Origin of the sequence: Micromonospora sp. NPDC049114, assembly GCF_040648635.1 — a bacterium.
GTDB lineage: Bacteria > Actinomycetota > Actinomycetes > Mycobacteriales > Micromonosporaceae > Micromonospora.
The window spans coordinates 829,531-845,302 of sequence record NZ_JBEZEA010000002.1 but is presented as its reverse complement, the minus strand read 5'-3'; the positions used below and the strand labels follow the sequence as shown (position 1 = coordinate 845,302).

17 protein-coding genes are annotated in these 15,772 nt (G+C 70.8%); 8 read left to right on the top strand and 9 right to left on the bottom strand.

The window, feature by feature from the left end; genetic code table 11:
• Positions 1-78: 78 nt before the first annotated feature.
• Both AB0B39_RS11345 and AB0B39_RS11340 read left to right on the top strand, forming a co-directional pair.
• Entirely contained in the window at positions 79-1,518 is a 1,440-nt protein-coding gene (locus tag AB0B39_RS11345) for a glycoside hydrolase family 43 protein (protein WP_357492882.1), read from the top strand.
• A gap of 113 nt (positions 1,519-1,631) precedes the next feature.
• Positions 1,632-3,068 (top strand): RICIN domain-containing protein, encoded by a 1,437-nt coding sequence (locus tag AB0B39_RS11340; protein WP_357574220.1) that lies wholly within the window; start codon positions 1,632-1,634, stop codon positions 3,066-3,068.
• Positions 3,069-3,199: 131 nt separating this feature from the next.
• Here AB0B39_RS11340 and AB0B39_RS11335 read toward each other — a convergent pair whose 3' ends face one another.
• From AB0B39_RS11335 to AB0B39_RS11325, 3 genes are all read right to left on the bottom strand, one after another.
• Positions 3,200-3,709 carry a DM13 domain-containing protein gene (locus AB0B39_RS11335; protein ID WP_357574378.1) on the bottom strand — a complete coding sequence of 170 codons (510 nt, stop codon included), beginning with the start codon at positions 3,707-3,709 and terminating at the stop codon, positions 3,200-3,202.
• 222 nt (positions 3,710-3,931) lie between these two features.
• Positions 3,932-4,537: an STAS domain-containing protein gene (locus AB0B39_RS11330; protein WP_357574219.1), complete on the bottom strand. Its 606-nt coding sequence runs from the start codon at positions 4,535-4,537 to the stop codon at positions 3,932-3,934.
• A gap of 56 nt (positions 4,538-4,593) precedes the next feature.
• Positions 4,594-5,022: an STAS domain-containing protein gene (locus AB0B39_RS11325; RefSeq protein ID WP_357492876.1), complete on the bottom strand. Its 429-nt coding sequence runs from the start codon at positions 5,020-5,022 to the stop codon at positions 4,594-4,596.
• A 152-nt stretch (positions 5,023-5,174) separates the two neighbouring features.
• On the opposite strand from AB0B39_RS11325, the gene AB0B39_RS11320 reads away from it, so the two are divergent.
• From AB0B39_RS11320 to AB0B39_RS11305, 4 genes are all read left to right on the top strand, one after another.
• A complete protein-coding gene (locus tag AB0B39_RS11320; protein ID WP_234581085.1) occupies positions 5,175-5,864 on the top strand; it encodes a response regulator transcription factor in 690 nt (229 codons plus the stop codon).
• Complete coding sequence (locus AB0B39_RS11315; RefSeq protein ID WP_357492874.1) at positions 5,861-7,216, top strand: HAMP domain-containing sensor histidine kinase; 1,356 nt, start codon at positions 5,861-5,863, stop codon at positions 7,214-7,216. Before AB0B39_RS11320 ends, AB0B39_RS11315 begins: the two co-directional genes overlap by 4 nt.
• Positions 7,213-7,773 carry a GerMN domain-containing protein gene (locus AB0B39_RS11310; protein ID WP_357492872.1) on the top strand — a complete coding sequence of 187 codons (561 nt, stop codon included), beginning with the start codon at positions 7,213-7,215 and terminating at the stop codon, positions 7,771-7,773. Before AB0B39_RS11315 ends, AB0B39_RS11310 begins: the two co-directional genes overlap by 4 nt.
• A gap of 138 nt (positions 7,774-7,911) precedes the next feature.
• Positions 7,912-9,201: an ArsB/NhaD family transporter gene (locus AB0B39_RS11305; protein ID WP_357492870.1), complete on the top strand. Its 1,290-nt coding sequence runs from the start codon at positions 7,912-7,914 to the stop codon at positions 9,199-9,201.
• Between the two features lie 3 nt (positions 9,202-9,204).
• Here the strand turns inward: AB0B39_RS11305 and AB0B39_RS11300 are convergent, their stop codons facing one another.
• Positions 9,205-9,651 (bottom strand): CBS domain-containing protein, encoded by a 447-nt coding sequence (locus tag AB0B39_RS11300; RefSeq protein ID WP_234581093.1) that lies wholly within the window; start codon positions 9,649-9,651, stop codon positions 9,205-9,207.
• Positions 9,652-9,721: 70 nt separating this feature from the next.
• Positions 9,722-11,044, bottom strand: a complete 1,323-nt coding sequence (nhaA, locus tag AB0B39_RS11295; RefSeq protein WP_357574218.1) for a Na+/H+ antiporter NhaA — start codon at positions 11,042-11,044, stop codon at positions 9,722-9,724.
• 168 nt (positions 11,045-11,212) lie between these two features.
• Here nhaA and AB0B39_RS11290 point away from each other — a divergent pair, with 168 nt between their 5' ends.
• Positions 11,213-11,596 carry a hypothetical protein gene (locus tag AB0B39_RS11290; RefSeq protein ID WP_234581096.1) on the top strand — a complete coding sequence of 128 codons (384 nt, stop codon included), beginning with the start codon at positions 11,213-11,215 and terminating at the stop codon, positions 11,594-11,596.
• A 106-nt stretch (positions 11,597-11,702) separates the two neighbouring features.
• A complete protein-coding gene (locus AB0B39_RS11285; protein ID WP_234581098.1) occupies positions 11,703-11,849 on the top strand; it encodes a hypothetical protein in 147 nt (48 codons plus the stop codon).
• Positions 11,850-11,988: 139 nt separating this feature from the next.
• On the opposite strand, the gene AB0B39_RS11280 is transcribed toward AB0B39_RS11285, so the two are convergent.
• The 4 genes from AB0B39_RS11280 to AB0B39_RS11265 form a co-directional block, all read right to left on the bottom strand.
• Positions 11,989-12,387, bottom strand: a complete 399-nt coding sequence (locus tag AB0B39_RS11280) for a hypothetical protein (RefSeq protein WP_357492865.1) — start codon at positions 12,385-12,387, stop codon at positions 11,989-11,991.
• 135 nt (positions 12,388-12,522) lie between these two features.
• A complete protein-coding gene (locus AB0B39_RS11275; protein WP_357492863.1) occupies positions 12,523-14,022 on the bottom strand; it encodes an FAD-dependent monooxygenase in 1,500 nt (499 codons plus the stop codon).
• 127 nt (positions 14,023-14,149) lie between these two features.
• Positions 14,150-14,770, bottom strand: a complete 621-nt coding sequence (locus AB0B39_RS11270; protein ID WP_357574217.1) for a TetR family transcriptional regulator — start codon at positions 14,768-14,770, stop codon at positions 14,150-14,152.
• Between the two features lie 95 nt (positions 14,771-14,865).
• Entirely contained in the window at positions 14,866-15,525 is a 660-nt protein-coding gene (locus tag AB0B39_RS11265) for a response regulator transcription factor (RefSeq protein WP_357574216.1), read from the bottom strand.
• Positions 15,526-15,772: the final 247 nt, after the last annotated feature.

Genomic DNA, 15,772 nt, shown 5'->3' with positions numbered 1-15,772 from the left:
CCTGGGACGCGTCCCCTCAGAGCTGTTAACGCTCACATGTAGGTCGATCGCCCGCCCCTCCGCGAAGGAGAAGGACCCATGTCGAGAGTCCTCGCCCGGCTCTACGCGGTGTCGCTCGCCGCGTGCCTGCTCTTCACCACCTGGTCGGTGACGACGCCGAAGGAAGCCCTCGCGCTCGACCCGGCCGTCGGTTACCTGATGGCGCACTTCACCGGCGAGTCCTCGACCGGTCAACAGATCTACCTGGCCCACAGCACCGACGGCCTACGCTGGACGGACCTCAACAACGGCGGGCTGGTGCTGCGATCCACAGTCGGCACCCGCGGCGTCCGCGACCCCGCCCTGGTTCGCTCGCCCGCCGGTGACCGCTACTGGATCATCGCCACGGACCTGTGCATCGGCTGCGGCCAGGACTGGTCGACCGCGGTCAACAACGGCAGCCGCAACCTCGTCGTGTGGGAGTCCACCGATCTGGTCACCTGGTCCGCGCCGTGGCTGCTGAACGTCGCCGGCCCCATCCCGGACGGACGTAACGCCTGGGCTCCGGAGGCGATCTGGAACCCGGCCACCGGCGACTACGTCCTCTACTGGGCGACGAACGTCCCGCTCAACGGAGTGACCAAGCACCGCATCTACTACGCGCGCACGGCGGACTTCCGCAGCATCACCACGCCGCAGGTCTACCTCAGCCGACCCGGCAGCCAGGAGATCATCGACACCCAGATCGTCGAGGTGCCGGCCGGCGTCGGCGCCTACCGCTACGTCCGGGCCTCCCGCGACGGCCAGATCACCCTCGAAGGCAGCAACTCCATCCTCGGCACCTGGACCACGCTCGGGAACCTCTCGGGCATCGGCCTGACGGGCTCCCAGGTCGAAGGTCCGATGTGGATGCGGTTCAACTCCCGCAACGAGTGGGTCCTCTACCTCGACCAGTACGCCAGCGGGCGCGGCTACCTGCCCGTCCTGACCACCAATCCGTCGAGCCCGGCCAGCTTCCGGCTGCCGGCGTCCGGCTCGTACGACCTGGGCGGCACCAAGAAGCGGCACGGTTCGATCCTCAACCTGACCGCCGCCGAGCAGAACCGCGTGCTCGCCCGCTGGCCCGCCACGGCGGTCAACCGGATCCAGTCGTACAACTTCCAGGACCGCTTCGTGCGGCACTACGACTACGACGTCCGCATCGACCCGAACGTCAGCCCGGCCCCGGACGGCCAGTGGCGCCTGGTGCCCGGCCTGGCCGGCTCCGGCACCGTCTCCATCCAGTCGGTCAACTATCCGGGCTACTACCTGCGCCACTACGGGTTCGACTTCCGGCTGGAAGCCAACGACGGCACCGCCACCTTCGCCGCCGACAGCACCTTCCGGCAGGTCGCCGGTGTCGCCGACTCGTCGTGGACGTCCTTTCAGGCATACAGCCACCCGGACCGCTACATCCGGCACTACAACTACCTGCTCCGGCTCGACCCGCTCTCCGATGCGCAGAGCCGTGCCGACGCCACCTTCCGCATCACCAACTGAACACCGATGTCTCCCCACCACCGATTGGACCTGTCATGAAACGGAAAAGGCCGTCACACGGGCCTGTCAGCACCCGGTCCCTGCACCGCCTCCTGGTCGCGCTGGTGAGCGCGATGACCGCGCTGGTTGGCGTCGTCGTCGTCACGTCGTCGCCGGCCACCGCCGCCACCAGCCAGTTCCGCGGAATGAACTGGGCCGTGCTGGGTGACAACTTCAGCACCGGTCCGCTCGTCGTGCAGGGCCTCAGCTCGTCCGACAGCAATGCGACGGTGCGGGCCAAGGCCAACGCCCTCTACGACACCATGGCCTCCACCATGGGGGTCAACACCGTGCGGCTGCCCATCAACACCCACACGGTGGGGACGGCGTGGTGGGAGGCGTACCGCGGCGCCATCGACGCCGCGACCGCCCGCGGATTCAAAGTCATCCTCGCCTACTGGGAGGACGGCGCGGCCTCCGGCGGCAGGATCACGAACCTCGCCGCGTGGAACGCGATGTGGTCCACGGTGACCAACACGTACGGCTCGAACCCCAACGTCTACTTCGAACCGATGAACGAGCCGCACGGCTACAGCTCGGCCGAGTGGCGCACCGTCGCCGCGAACTGGCTGAGCTACCACTACTCCGCGGTGCCCGGCCGGGTGCTCATCGGTGGCACCGGCTTCAGCCAGGACCTGCGCGACATCTGCAACGACAGCCGCTTCAACTCGACCCTGCTGTCCTTTCACTACTACGCGTTCTTCTACGGTGCGATGACGTACGACGCCTTCCGCAGCCACATCCAGACCCGCCTGGGCAATTGCGCCTCCCGCGCGGTCGCCACCGAGTTCGGCGCTCCCATGAACGACGGCCGCAACTACGCCGACGCGGGCAGCACCGACAACTTGGTGCGCTACATCCGCGCGATGGCCCAGGTCATGCGCGACAACCAGATGGGCGGCACCTACTGGCCCGCCCTCGGCGGCAAGCCGGGCACCATCGGATACGACTGGTACTCGATGTTCGCCCTCGGTGGCAGCGGCACCAACCTCACCCTGACCATCCGCAACACCTCCGGCGCCGACCGGATCCGGTACGCGTGGGGCGACACCATCGGCGGCGGCGACCCGACGACGCCTCCGCCCACGACGGGAACGTTCTACCGGCTCACCGTGCGGCACAGCGGCAAGGCCATGGACGTCCAGCAGCCGAACACCGACAACGGCGCGCGGGTCGGCCAGTACACGTACGGCGGCAACGCGTGGCAGCAGTGGCAGTTCCAGGACGCCGGCAGCGGCTACTGGCGCATCATCAGCCGACACAGCGGAAAGTGCCTCGATGTGGTGAGCGCCTCGACCGCCGACGGCGCCGAACTCGTCCAGTACACCTGTGGCACCGGCACCAACCAGCAGTTCCAGATGGTCGCCAACGGCAGCTACTTCCAACTCCGTGCCCGCCACAGCGGCAAGTGCGTGGACGTACCGGCCGCGTCGACCGCCGACGGGGTGGTCCTCAAGCAGTATTCGTGCAACACCGGCGCCAACCAGCAGTGGTCGCGCACGGCCGTCTGACAATCGTTGCGCCGGACGACCGACTCACGGTGGCCCGCACCCCCGGTACCGAGCTGACCGGTGCCGGGGGTGCGCCGCACCGACGCCACCCCCGTGGGCGTCGCAACGGGTGAGCCCTCGCGATCCGCGCGTCAGACGGCCCTGAGGTCGGCCGCGCCGAAGGAGACGGCGAACCGTTTGCACCAGATGGAGACGCTCCGGAAGTCGCGTGGGTCGACCGATGACGGGATCTCGTACACCTGGTTGCCCTGATTGCCCTTGAGCCTGGCCAGTTCGACCCATTCGCCGTCATCGAACACCCGCCACCCGGCCCTGCCGAGGGTGACCGGCTGGTCGGTCAGCCACACCCGCAGGTCCGGCCCGCTCGACGTGCTCAGGTCCCGCAGGACGAGCTGGTGGCGCCCGTCGGCGAGCCGGTGGATCTCGACGCTGCCGGTCGTGCGGTGCTCGTGGGTGACGAACTCGCCGGCGGTCAGGATCTCGTTGCCCGCCGGTGTCGCCGTCGGTGCCACGGGAGCCGCGGACGCGGGAGCGGGCGTCGGCGTGGTCGATGTCGTCGGCGCGGGGGGAACCGCCTCGTCGACGTACGTGTCGGTGAACAGCTTCCACGGCTGGAACCAGTAGAGGGCCAGAGCCGTCACGAGGACAGCGGAGGCGAGAGCGGTCCAGGCCGCGCGCGACCGGAAGATCCTTTTTCCCACACCCGCAGCGTACGACCGCTGCAGCCGTCGAACTGGTCGCGAACCCTTTCGGATCTCTTACGACGCTCCGGGTCGCCCGCTCCCGCCCACGTCAGCGCCGGCGCCGGCGCTCGGCCGACGTGTTGGCCGAGTTTGGCGCTCAGCGTGTCCGCGTACGACCCGTCAGCCCTGGGTTCCGCTGGCCGTCGGCGTGGACAGCGCGGGCCGGGGCATTCGGGAGAGAGCGTCGTCGCGGCTGTCGAAGATCGGGAAGACCCCGTCAAGGCGCATCGTGTGCAGGACGGTGCGGATGAACCGCGACGGCGCGGCGAGGCAGAGGGTGACACCCCGCTCGCGGGCGTCGAGGTGTGCCCGCACCAGCAGGCCGAGGCCGGTGGAGTCGATGACGTGTACCCGGCTGAGGTCGACGACCACGGGACCGTCCGCGTCGACCGCGTCGCGTAGTGCGGCGCGCAGCGCTTCGCCCGTATCGAGGTCGATGTCACCGGTGGTCGTGACGACTGTCGCGTCGTCGAGGTGGTCGATGCCGAGAACCTCGCCGGAACCGTGGCCCTCGCCCCACGAGTGCCCGGGACGGGCGGGCGGAAGCAGGCTGCAGTGAGGGCAGCGGTGCGGGCCGGTGGCGAACGGGGAGCCGCTCCAGCCGTGCTCCGACACGAGCGTCCACACCACCTCCGCGTCGGGGAGCACGCACGCGGCGGCCGTGATGCTGTCACCGCAGGTGTCGCAGATCAGTGTCATCAGGTGGTCGTCCGGGACGACTGTCATGCTGCTGGTCCTTCCTGTGCCCGGGATGTCTGGCCGGCGGTGGTGGGAACGAAATCTCAGGACCGCGACGAGCCCGAGTGGTCGACGCGGGCTCTGCCGACAGCGACAAGCGTCGGCTCCGCGGGCCCCGACTCGTCCTGTGGCGTCGGTCCGCCGCGCGGTGCCGGCGACGTTCCGGTGACGATCGGCAGGACCTGGTCCAGACGGGCAAGGTGCAGAATGCGTTGGATCCGGTGGTTCGGGTTGCGTACGACGAGGACCCCGTCCATGCGGGTCAGCCGTCGGTGCACGTCGAGCAGCAGGCCGATGGCGGCGGCATCGATGTACCGGCACCCGGCCAGGTCGACCACGACCCGCCGGGGGCGCAGCGCGAGCAGCTCGTCCAACGCGGCTCCGGTCTCCGCCAGGCAGGCCAGGTCGAGCTGGTTGATGGACACCTCCACCAGCGGCAGCGCGTACGACCTCGGTTGCAGTGGGCCGGTCACGGTCGTACCCCTCTCGTCGTGGTCCTGGACGCCTGTACCGTGCCGGGCGGGCTTGGCGGTTCCCGCGCGGATCTATGACAGTTGCGTGACAAATCAGCAGGCCACCGGCCGCGATTGGCTGCGGTGCCGGTGCCCTGGGGATGATGCCGGTCATGACGGCCGTACTGGTGATCGAGGACGACGACCGGATCCGCTTGGCGCTGCTGCTCGCACTCGAGGACGAGGGCTACGACGCGGTGGGCGCGGCCACCGCCGAGGAGGGTCTGCGCGCGCAGCGCCGTGACCCCGCCGACTACGTGCTGGTCGACCTGATGCTGCCCGGACTCGACGGTTTCGAGTGCATCGGGCAGCTCCGCCGCGACGACGACGTACCCATCGTGGTGATCAGCGCCCGCGACGACACCCACGACATCGTCGCCGCCCTCGAAGCCGGCGCCGACGACTACCTCGTCAAGCCGGTGGCGATCAAGGAACTGACGGCGCGACTGCGCGCACTGCGCCGCCGCGCTCGCACCGGCTTCGGGGAATCGGCATCGGACCGGGTGCCCGTGCTGGCCTTCGGCGAGCTGGAGATCAGTCCCGATGCGGGCGAGGTAAGCCGTGGAGGCCAGCCCGTCGCCGTGACCCGCACCGAGTTCCGGCTGTTGTGCGAGTTGGCCGAACACGCCGGCCGGGTGTTGTCGCGCCAGCAGTTGCTGCAGCGGGTCTGGGGGTACGACATCGGTGATGAGCGACTGGTCGACGTGCACGTCGGCCGGTTGCGGCAGAAGATCGAGCCGGACCCGACGAACCCGCGGCATCTGGTCACCCTGCGGGGCCTGGGCTACAAGTTGCAGCGATGAGGCGCCTCGGACTGCGGACCAGGGTCACCGCGGCGTTCGCCGTCGGGGCGCTCCTGCTCGCCGCCTCAATGGCCCTGGTCTCCTACGAGCTGACTCGTCGTTCCCTGATCGGTGAGCGGGAACGCACGGCCCTGCGCGCCGCGTACTTCGATGCGACAGTCGTTCGTGCCGGGATCGACACCGACACTCCCGACGTCGTGGCGGTGCTGCGGTCCCTGGACACAGGGGGCGGTCGCCGTCCGGTGCTGCACCTCAACGGCGAGTGGTACGCCCGCACCGCCGACCCTGGCCCCACCACCGCCATTCCCGTCGACCTGCGACGTACCGTGGCGTCCGGGCAACCGGCGGTGCAGCGGGTGCGGGTGGACGGCCAGCCCGTCCTGGTGGTCGGCGTCCCCCTGTCGGCCACAGCAACGTACTTCGAGGTCAACTCGCTGCGCGAGTTGGAGCAGACGGTCCAGGTCCTGGCGCTCGCCCTGACCACGGTGGCCATCATGATCGCCGGTTCCGGCGCCGCGCTGGGCTGGTACGCCACCCGGCACGGACTGCGCCCGCTGACGGCGGTCGCCGACGCGGCGGAGAAAATCGCCGCTGGTGACTTCACGGCCCGGCTGGACCCGGCCACCGACCCCGACCTGACCCGGTTGTCCTCCTCGTTCAACCAGATGGTCGACCGGCTCGCCCACCGCATCGAGCGCGACCGCCGTTTCGCCGCCGACGTCAGTCACGAACTGCGCTCGCCGCTGCAGACCCTCGCCGCCGCGGCCAGCGTCCTGGCTCGCCGTCGGGAACAGCAGGACGAGCGGACGGCGATCGCGGCGGGGCTGGTCGCCGACGAGATAGACCGTTTCCAGCGGCTCGTCAACGACCTGATCGACCTGGCCCGTAGCGACCGGCCCGCCCACCGCGCCCCCGTGGACGTGGTGGCGCTGGCCCGGGACGCCTGCCACGCTCTCGACCTGCCCGCGTCGGTCGTTCGCCTCGCACCCGAGGTGCCCGCGACGTGGCGGGTCGAGCGGCGACGCGTCACGCAGGTGCTGGCGAACCTGTTGGACAACGCCGTGACCTACGGGGGTGGCCCGACGTCCGTCCTGCTCGATCGCGACGGCAGCGCGGGCGTCATCGAGGTCGAGGATGACGGCCCGGGCGTCCCCGTCGAGGACCGAGAAGCGATCTTCGATCGCTTCGTCCGCGGGCGAGCTGCCCACACCCGGGGTGCCGGCGACGGTACCGGCCTCGGTCTGGCGCTGGTCGTCCAGCACGCCACCGCGCACGGCGGACACGTCGCTGTCACCGACCGTCCCGGCGGGGGTGCCCGCTTTCGCGTCACGCTGCCGGAGAGCCTGACGTGAAGCGCCGTCACCTGCTCGCCGTAGGGCTTGTCGCGTTACTGGCCGGCTGTGGCATCCCCACCGACGAGGCGCCTCGCGCGGTGGCACCGCCACGCGGGCCGTTTCCGACCTCCGCGCCCGCCGAGACCGCGCCGGTCGGCCCGGCCACCGAGACACTCTGCCTGGTCCGCGACAACCGGATCGTCCCGGTGCTCCGGCGCGTCGAGCGCTCACGCGGCATCGAGGACCAGCTGCGGCATCTGCTCTCGGGGCCCACCGGGGTCGAACGCGACGCGGACCTCACCAGCGCGCTGCCGGGAGCGGTCAATGCCGCCGGTGTGACAGTGACCGGCACCCAGGCCCGGGTCGCGGTCGACGAACCCGCCGACGACGCCGGCCGCAGCGACGAGGTCCTTGCCTTCGGACAGATCGTCTGCACCCTCACCAGCCGCGACGACGTCACCTCAGTGACGTTCCTTCGCGACGGCAGGCCGCTGGGAGTGCCCCGCGCCGACGGATCGCTGTCCGAGCAGCCGCTCACCCGCACCGACTATGCTCCGCTGATCACCCCACGGTGAGCCGTCGTGCACCCTGCGCATCGCCCGCCTGGCACCACGCCCGATGCTGATCGCCCAGGCTGATAGGTTGATCTCAGGTGTGCCGGGAAGCCTGGTCGGCGTTGCGATGACGGCTGACCAGAACCGGAGAAGCGCCGAATGAGCATCCTGGCCTGGATCGCGGTGGCCGTGTTCGTCGCCGCGTACGTCCTGATCGCCACCGAGAAGATCAACCGGGTGACGGTGGCCCTGGGCGGCGCATCGATCATGTTGGCGATCGGGGCGACCGATGCCGAGCACGCGTTCTTCTCCGAAGAGGCGGGCATCGACTGGAACGTCATCTTCCTGCTGCTGGGGATGATGCTGATCGTCGGCGTGCTGAAACGCACCGGCCTGTTCGAGTACCTGGCGATCTGGAGCGCGAAGAAGGCCCGGGGCCGTCCGTTCCCGATCATGGTGATCCTGGTCGTGGTGACCGCCGTGGTGTCGGCGGCGCTGGACAACGTCACCACAGTGCTGCTGGTGGCCCCGGTGACGCTGCTGGTCTGCGAGCGCCTCGGCGTGCCGCCGATCCCGTTTCTGATCGCCGAGGTCATGGCGTCCAACATCGGCGGTGCCGCCACCCTGGTCGGCGACCCGCCGAACATCATCATCGCCAGCCGGTCGGGGCTGAGTTTCACCGACTTCCTGAACGTCATGGCCCCGCTGGTGCTGATCGTGCTCGTCGTGTTCATCGGCCTGTGCCGGATCATGTTCCGCACGGCGTTCCGCTACGACGCCGAGCGCGCGGCCCGGGTGATGGCGCTGCGGGAGGCGGACGCGATTCGCGACCGACGCCTCGTGGTGATCAGCCTGGTGGTGCTCGGCACGGTGCTGCTCGCGTTCAGCCTGCACACGGTGCTGCACCTGGAGCCGTCGGTGGTGGCCATACTCGGTGGCCTGCTGTTGCTGGCGCTGTCGCGGCTGGACACGGAAGACGTGGTCAAGGACGTCGAGTGGCCGACGCTGGTGTTCTTCGCCGGCCTGTTCATCATGGTCGGAGCCCTGGTCGCCACCGGGGTGATCGACAGCATCGCCCGGTCGGCGACCGAGGCCGTCGGGGGCAAACTGTGGCCGGCCACCATGTTGATGCTGTGGGCGTCGGCGGGGCTGTCGGCGATCGTGGACAACATCCCGTACGTGGCGACGTTGAGCCCGATCGTGAGCGAGCTGGTGAACGCCGAAGGTGGGCTCGACAAGGCTCAGGTGCTGTGGTGGGCGCTCGCCATCGGGGCTGACTTCGGCGGCAACGCCACTGCCGTCGGCGCGTCGGCGAACGTGGTGGTGCTCGGCCTCGCCGAACGCGCCGGGCACAAGATCACGTTCTGGGGATTCACGAAGTACGGTCTGATCGTCACAGTGATCTCGGTGGCGATCGCGGTGCCGTACCTGTGGCTGCGATTCTTCTGACGCTCAGGTGCCGAGCATCCGGTCGAGCAGCCCGTCCAGGGTGATCGCGCCGGTCATCACCCGGTCGCGGTCGACGACCGCGACCAGCGGCACATTCGATCGGGCCATCACCGAGGCGACCTCGAGCAGGGTGGCGTCGGCGCCGACGGCCGGCAGGTCCGGGCGGTTGCGGGGCAGCAGGTCCGCGACGGTGCGGTCGCCGATTCCCTCCAGGATCACGTCGGCAGCGGCCTCGTCGATCACCCGGGCCAACGTCGGATCGTCCTGGCAGTAGGACGGCAGCGCCATTCGCAGCACCTGCGTGCCGGCCAGCACCGTCGACGGACGGCCCTTGGTGTCCACCACGATCAGACCGGGCAGGTCCTGCGCCGCCAGGATCCGCGCGGCCTCGCGGGCCGGCATGTCCTCGGTGACGGTCTCCATCGGGATGGCCACATCGCTCGCGCGCATGCACCGACGATACGCCCGGACGCCGCGTCGCCCGCGCTGATGCGCCCTGGCAGCCCGTGGGGCGGCGGGCCTATTGCTGGTAGACGTCGGGAACGTCGTCACGGTCACTGTCGACCTGCTCGGCCTCGTAGATCTGCCGGTACACGCGATTGCGGGCCCGCAGGATGATCGTGGCGAGCGCGGCGGCGATCACGGAGCCCGCCAGCACGGCGATCTTGACCCGGCCGTTGGCGTCGGTGCCGATGCCGAAGGCGAGTTCGCCGATCAGCAGCGAGACGGTGAACCCGATGCCGGCCAGCACGGCCAAGCCGGCCACGTCGATCCAGGCCAGCCCCGAGTCCAGTCGGGCCCGGGTGAACCGGGCGACGAGCCAGGTTGCCAGCAGGATGCCGATCGGCTTGCCGACGACCAGGCCGAGCATGATGCCCACGGCGATCGGGTCCATGAATGCCTGCGTCAGGCCGTCGAGCCCGCCGACGGCCACCCCGGCGGACATCAGCGCGAACACCGGTACCGCGACGCCTGCGGAGATCGGCCGGAACCGGTGCTCGAAGTGCTCGGCCAGGCCGGGCCCGGGGCCGGCCCCCGTGGAGCGCAGCACCGGCACGGCGAAGGCGAGCAGCACCCCGGCGACGGTGGCGTGCACGCCGGAGGCGTGCACCAGCGCCCAGGTGGCGAACGCCAGCGGCAGGAGCAGCCACCAGGAGCGCACCCGACGCTGCACCAGCAGAGCGAACAGGCCCAGCGGCACCACTGCGGCCAGCAGCGGCAGCAGAGACAGGTGGGCGGTGTAGAAGACCGCGATGATGACGATCGCCAGCAGGTCGTCCACCACCGCCAGGGTCAGCAGGAAGGTGCGCAGCGCGCTCGGCAGATGCCTGCCGATCACCGCCAGCACGGCGAGGGCGAACGCGATGTCGGTGGCGGTCGGAACCGCCCACCCCTTCACCGCGCCGCCCCAGTTCACCGCCGCGTACAGCAGGGCCGGCACGAGTACGCCGCCGACCGCGGCGGCGACCGGGACCGCGGCCCGGCGGGGATCACGCAGGTCGCCGGCGACGAACTCGCGCTTGAGTTCGAGACCGGCGACGAAGAAGAAGATCGCCAGCAGCCCGTCGGCAGCCCACATCGCCAGCGACAGGTCGAGGTGCAGCGTGTGCGGCCCGACGGTGAACGCCGTCATCGCCTCATAGCGGTGCGCCCAGGGTGAGTTCGCCCAGACCAGCGCCACGACGGCACCGATCAGCAGCAGCGCGCCGCCAATCGTCTCCTTGCGCAGCACGTCGGCGATGCGCCGGGCCTCAGCCCAGGAACCACGGCCGAGGACACGAGGGGGTGACTGGGGGTTCGACGGCACAGGCGGGCCAACTTTCGAGAGACGGGTCGGAACCATTTGCCGACCAGACTTCCCGGCGCACCGGGACCCATCCTACCGGGGCCTTTCGGCCACCGGCCCGTCGACCGCCGGCAGCCTTCGGCCGCTCGATCTCGTTTCAACCGACCGGGTCCGTGGGTACGCTCCCACCGGCTGATCATCCGATCGACGGAGACCCTCGTGATCATGGCTCTGCTGCTCGACCTCGCCAACATCGTTGGCGGTTTCCTGCTCGCCGTCCCTGTGCTGCGGCTGTTGCCACGCGTCGGTGACGACCTGGGTCGCCTCGCTGGTCGGGCGGCCCCGATCGCGTGGGTGGTCGGCCTCGTGGCGCTCGTGACCGGCGGCTACTACCTCATCGTCCACCTGGTGTCCGGCCCTCGGGTGTTCCACTTCGAGGTGGTGGGGATCGGTGTGGGGCTCGCCTTGTTGTGGGGCCGGCTGACCGGCCGGCCGGCGTCCCGCGAGGAGCGGTCGGACGGCGCGACAGGCGTCCGCCTGTTGCTCGCGATCTTCGGTCTCATCGCGATCGTCGTCGGCATTCAGGGGCTCTTCACGCCGGACGGCTGATCACGCCCGCACGCCCGGCCCGCCCGTGCGGCGTTCGCGCACGGGCGGGGTGTCACCCCGGCGGTCACCGTCGGTCCCCCCAACTCATCGATTCCAGGAGAGTCACATGTCGGCCCAGGCATTCCTCTACATCATCGCGGTCATCCTGATCGTGCTCGCCGCACTGCCGCTGCCCACTCGGGGTGTCTCGTTCGCGCTGCTGGGCGCCGCCTGCGCCCTGCTCGCCTACGCCTGGCCGGTGATCACCGGCTGATCCGTCGTCGGTGTGGTCGGTGGCCGGCAACCAGCGCCCGACAGCGTTGCCGGCACCCGGCCACTCCACGTCGCCGGGTTGGCCATGGACTCGGCGATGGACGCGACCGACGCCAACGGCGTCCCGGGGACGCGTGCGGTCAGGCGGTGGTGGACGCTCGGGATGCCCCGGCGCTCGCGGCGCAGGCGATGAGCAGCGCCGCGGCCGGCAGGAACGCGCCGCCGACGCCCAGCCCGAGCAGCAGCCCCCACCCGACGATGATCAGCGCGGCCGTCAGGTCGACGACCAGGCTCGGCCGGCCGATCCACTGTGCCAGGACCGGCAGCGACGCGGCGACGACAGGCACCCCGAGCAGATAGCCGGCCGCGCCCCCGGAGTCGTCGACGGTGAAGGGGGTCAGCACTGCGGCGACCAGCACGGTGATGGCCAGGGCCGACCAGCGCAGGACCCGTCGAGCGTCGTCCGGTCTGCCGACGACGACCACCACACCGACGAGCAGGACCGCCGCGATCGCACCGATGGTCGCCGCACCGATCATCATGTTCTCCTCGACCGCCGCAGGTGGTGTCTCATCGAAGACCGCGGATCGTCGTCTCTGCGTGCCACGATACGGCCCGTCGGGCGTGCCGCACGAGAGCCGGAGCCCAGCCTGCCGAAGGACTGTGTTCTCCGGTCACCCGGGCAGGCCGAAGTGGTGGGTGAGCGAGGCGCGCAGCGTGTCCGCATCCCCGGCGGACCAGGCGACGAAGCAGTCGGGGCGTACGAGCAGGGCGGTCGCGGTCGTGCCCCGCAACGCGCCGGTGACGACGTCGACCCGGTCGCGCCAGGGCGCGGCCACCTCGGCGTAGACACCCGTGGAATCCAGGAGCAACGGCCGGGCGGTGCGGGTCAGCTCGGCGAGGCGTACCGCGCCGTGGTCGCCGTGCACGACCACATCGGGGGCGCACCGGCCGGCCAACGGATCGGCGGGGTCGGCGGGGTAGTGGATGTCCGCGCCGGACATCAGCGCCGCGATGTGCCCGGTCACCTCCGGCTTGCGCAGCAGTTCGGCGAAGAGTTCCCGCAGGCCGGTGATCTCGTCTCCGGGGCCGATGAGCGCGGACTGCGCCTGGGTGGACATGACCACCCGTTCGGCGACGGGGCGGCGCTCGGTCTCGTACGTGTCGAGCAGGCCCTGCGGCGCCCAGCCGCGCACGGTGGCGGCGAGCTTCCAACCCAGGTTGACGGCATCCTGCAGGCCCAGGTTGAGCCCGGGGCCGCCGATCGCCGGGTGCACGTGTGCGGCGTCGCCCACCAGCAGCACCCGGTCGGCGCGGTAGCGGGCGGCGATGCGGGTGTTCTGGCCGGCCAGCCGCCGCAGCAGGCCGGGTCCGTCCGGTTCGCCGAGCGGAACGTCGGCGCCGAGCACCCGGGCGACGCTGGCGCGTAGCTCCGCCAGGCTCATCGGGGTCTCGTCGCTCGTCGGGACGTCGGGCCACTCCGTCGTGCTCAGGATCGCCGGGCGGCCGGGGAACGGGGCCCACGCGATCAGGCCACGCCCGGTGCGGGTGTGCTGGAACGGCGCGACGACGCCGTGACCGGGGACGCACAGGCCGCCGGTCTCGGGATCGAGGGACGACGAGGGGACGGTCACCGTGGCGGTGCGCGAGACCGACCGGTCGTTCGTGACGCCGGGGAAGTCGATGCCGGCGAGGCGGCGCACCACGCTGCGGCCGCCGTCGGCACCGACGACGAAGCGGGCGGTGAGCTGCGTACCGTCGGCAAGGCAGACCTCTACCGCGTCGGGGCGTTGGCGAAGGTCGACCACCTCGTGGCCGCGGCGCAGGTCGACTCCGAGCTCGGTTGCCCGGGCGGCGAGGGTGGCCTCCAGCTGGGCTTGCGGCACGCCGAGCACGTAGTGCGGGTTCTCCGCGAGCATCGTGAGGTCCAGCGGGAACGCGCCGAAGACGAAGGCTGGTTGGGGCGACGGCGGGGTGCTCTCGCCACTGAGCCGCGTGTAGAGGCCGCGCCGGTCGAGCAGGCGGACGACCTGGCCGACGACGCCGTTGGCGCGGGGCTCGCCGGTGGGTGTGACGTGGCGTTCCAGGACGACGGGATGGACGCCGGCCAGGGCCAGCTCGCAGGCGAGCATGAGGCCGTTGGGGCCGGCTCCGACGATGAGGACGTCGATCATGACAGTGATCCCTTCGGGGCGTGCGTCATCGCCCCGACGGGCGTGGCACGCGGCCGGCTCACCGTGGGGTGGGACGCTGCTTCTGGAGACGTGTGGGTGCGGCGGTGCCCGAGCGAGGGTCGGGGTTTCAGCGGGGCGGCGCGGGGAGGCCGGCGGCGACCTGGGAGAAGGCGTCGGTGATGAGGTGCTCGATCGGGGTGGGCGGGTCGGGGCTGTCGAGGTAGTGCTGCATGGCGACGGCGACGGCGGCGCTGGCGGCGGCCGCGACGAGCCGCGGATACATGTCGGTGGCGAGGTCGGTGCCGGTGCGCTCGGCGACCGCGGCCGCCAACTCGGCCTCGGCGATCGCGACGGCGCGCAGTCGCTCGCCCTGCAGGGCGGGCTCGGCGAGCATGGTGCGGACGCCGGCCACCCACTGGGCGTGCGCGGGAGACGGCATGGCGTCGACCTCGGGGCCGCGGGTGAACTGCTCCAGCGAGGCCTGGGTAAGCGCCGTCCAGAGTGGCTCGTCGGCGGGGCGCTCGCGCAGCGCGGCGGCGGTGCGCAGGCTGCGGTCGAGGTGACGCGAGGCGATCGCCTCGGCCTTGCTGGAGAAGTAGTTGTTGAAGGTGCGCGGGGAGACGCCGGCCGCCTCGGCGATGTCCTCGACGCGGATGTTGTCGTAGCCGCGCTCCGCGGTGAGGTGGATCGCGGCCCAGCCGAGCGCCGCCCGCGTCTCGGCTTTCTTGCGCTCCCGCAGCCCCGTCATGTCACCACCCTAACACTAGTTGCGTACCCCGCAAATATGCGTGTCACGCAAAACTGGTGATCGTTGGGTGTCCGGTTCGCGTGATCTGGGCGGCCTCACTCGACGGGGAGGCGGTAGCCGAGCCCTCGTACCGTCTGAATCAACTCGGGCCGACCCAGTTTGGCGCGCAGCGCCGCCACGTGGACCGCCAGGGTGTGCCGGCCCGACCAGGTGGTCTGCCACACGTCCAGCATGATGCGCTCGCGTGTGAGCGCGAGGCCCGGCCGGCGGGCGAGCGAGGCCAGGATGTCGAATTCCTTGCGGGTCAACGACACCGGCCGGGCGTCCACGTGGACCGTTCGGGCCGAGAGGTCGATCCGCAACCCTCCGACGTCGATGACGTCGGAGGGTTGCGGACCCTGCCGCGCCGTCCGCCGCAGCAACGCCTCGATGCGCGCCTGAAGCTCGTCCATCGCGAACGGCTTGACGACGTAGTCGTCGGCGCCCATCCGCAGGCCGACGATGCCGCCGCGCTCCTCGCCCCGTTCGGTGACCACGATGATGCCCAGCTCGGCGCTGCGTTCCCGCAGGGCCCGGCACACGGCGAAACCGTCGCCGTCCGGCAGACCGAGATCCAGTACTACGAGGTCGCAGGGGGCTGCCACGAGCGCCGCGGCACCGGTCGACGCCTGTTCCACCTGATAACCCTGCCGACGCAGCGTCGAACCCATGACCGCGAAGATCCACCGGTCGTCCTCCACGAGCAAGATCCGCATCGCCCCGCCTGTCGTCGTCGCGGTGCCCACCCGCCGCGGGGGCGAGAGCGGATCGCCGGCGGCCAGGGCGGCCGGCGACGTCGTCGATGCATCTCGTCAGTCCCGAACGACGGGGGGTCGTTCCGCTGCGAATAACAGCCGACAGCGCTGAGCCGGCGCTGATTTCTCGCTGAGGTGGCGATCGGACGGGCGGACGTCGAGGGCGCGAGCCATGGTTGCTCCGCACGGAATACTGTTCGGTGCCGGA

Bases quoted from the DNA above. Each gene is read 5' to 3' on its own strand.
- AB0B39_RS11345 (WP_357492882.1), top strand. From the start codon at position 79: ATGTCGAGAGTCCTCGCCCGGCTCTACGCGGTGTCGCTCGCCGCGTGC.
- AB0B39_RS11340 (WP_357574220.1), top strand. From the start codon at position 1,632: ATGACCGCGCTGGTTGGCGTCGTCGTCGTCACGTCGTCGCCGGCCACC.
- AB0B39_RS11330 (WP_357574219.1), bottom strand. From the start codon at position 4,537: ATGACAGTCGTCCCGGACGACCACCTGATGACACTGATCTGCGACACC.
- AB0B39_RS11320 (WP_234581085.1), top strand. From the start codon at position 5,175: ATGACGGCCGTACTGGTGATCGAGGACGACGACCGGATCCGCTTGGCG.
- AB0B39_RS11315 (WP_357492874.1), top strand. From the start codon at position 5,861: ATGAGGCGCCTCGGACTGCGGACCAGGGTCACCGCGGCGTTCGCCGTC.
- AB0B39_RS11305 (WP_357492870.1), top strand. From the start codon at position 7,912: ATGAGCATCCTGGCCTGGATCGCGGTGGCCGTGTTCGTCGCCGCGTAC.
- AB0B39_RS11300 (WP_234581093.1), bottom strand. From the start codon at position 9,651: ATGCGCGCGAGCGATGTGGCCATCCCGATGGAGACCGTCACCGAGGAC.
- nhaA (WP_357574218.1), bottom strand. From the start codon at position 11,044: ATGGTTCCGACCCGTCTCTCGAAAGTTGGCCCGCCTGTGCCGTCGAAC.
- AB0B39_RS11290 (WP_234581096.1), top strand. From the start codon at position 11,213: ATGGCTCTGCTGCTCGACCTCGCCAACATCGTTGGCGGTTTCCTGCTC.
- AB0B39_RS11285 (WP_234581098.1), top strand. From the start codon at position 11,703: ATGTCGGCCCAGGCATTCCTCTACATCATCGCGGTCATCCTGATCGTG.
- AB0B39_RS11280 (WP_357492865.1), bottom strand. From the start codon at position 12,387: ATGATCGGTGCGGCGACCATCGGTGCGATCGCGGCGGTCCTGCTCGTC.
- AB0B39_RS11275 (WP_357492863.1), bottom strand. From the start codon at position 14,022: ATGATCGACGTCCTCATCGTCGGAGCCGGCCCCAACGGCCTCATGCTC.
- AB0B39_RS11270 (WP_357574217.1), bottom strand. From the start codon at position 14,770: ATGACGGGGCTGCGGGAGCGCAAGAAAGCCGAGACGCGGGCGGCGCTC.
- AB0B39_RS11265 (WP_357574216.1), bottom strand. From the start codon at position 15,525: ATGCGGATCTTGCTCGTGGAGGACGACCGGTGGATCTTCGCGGTCATG.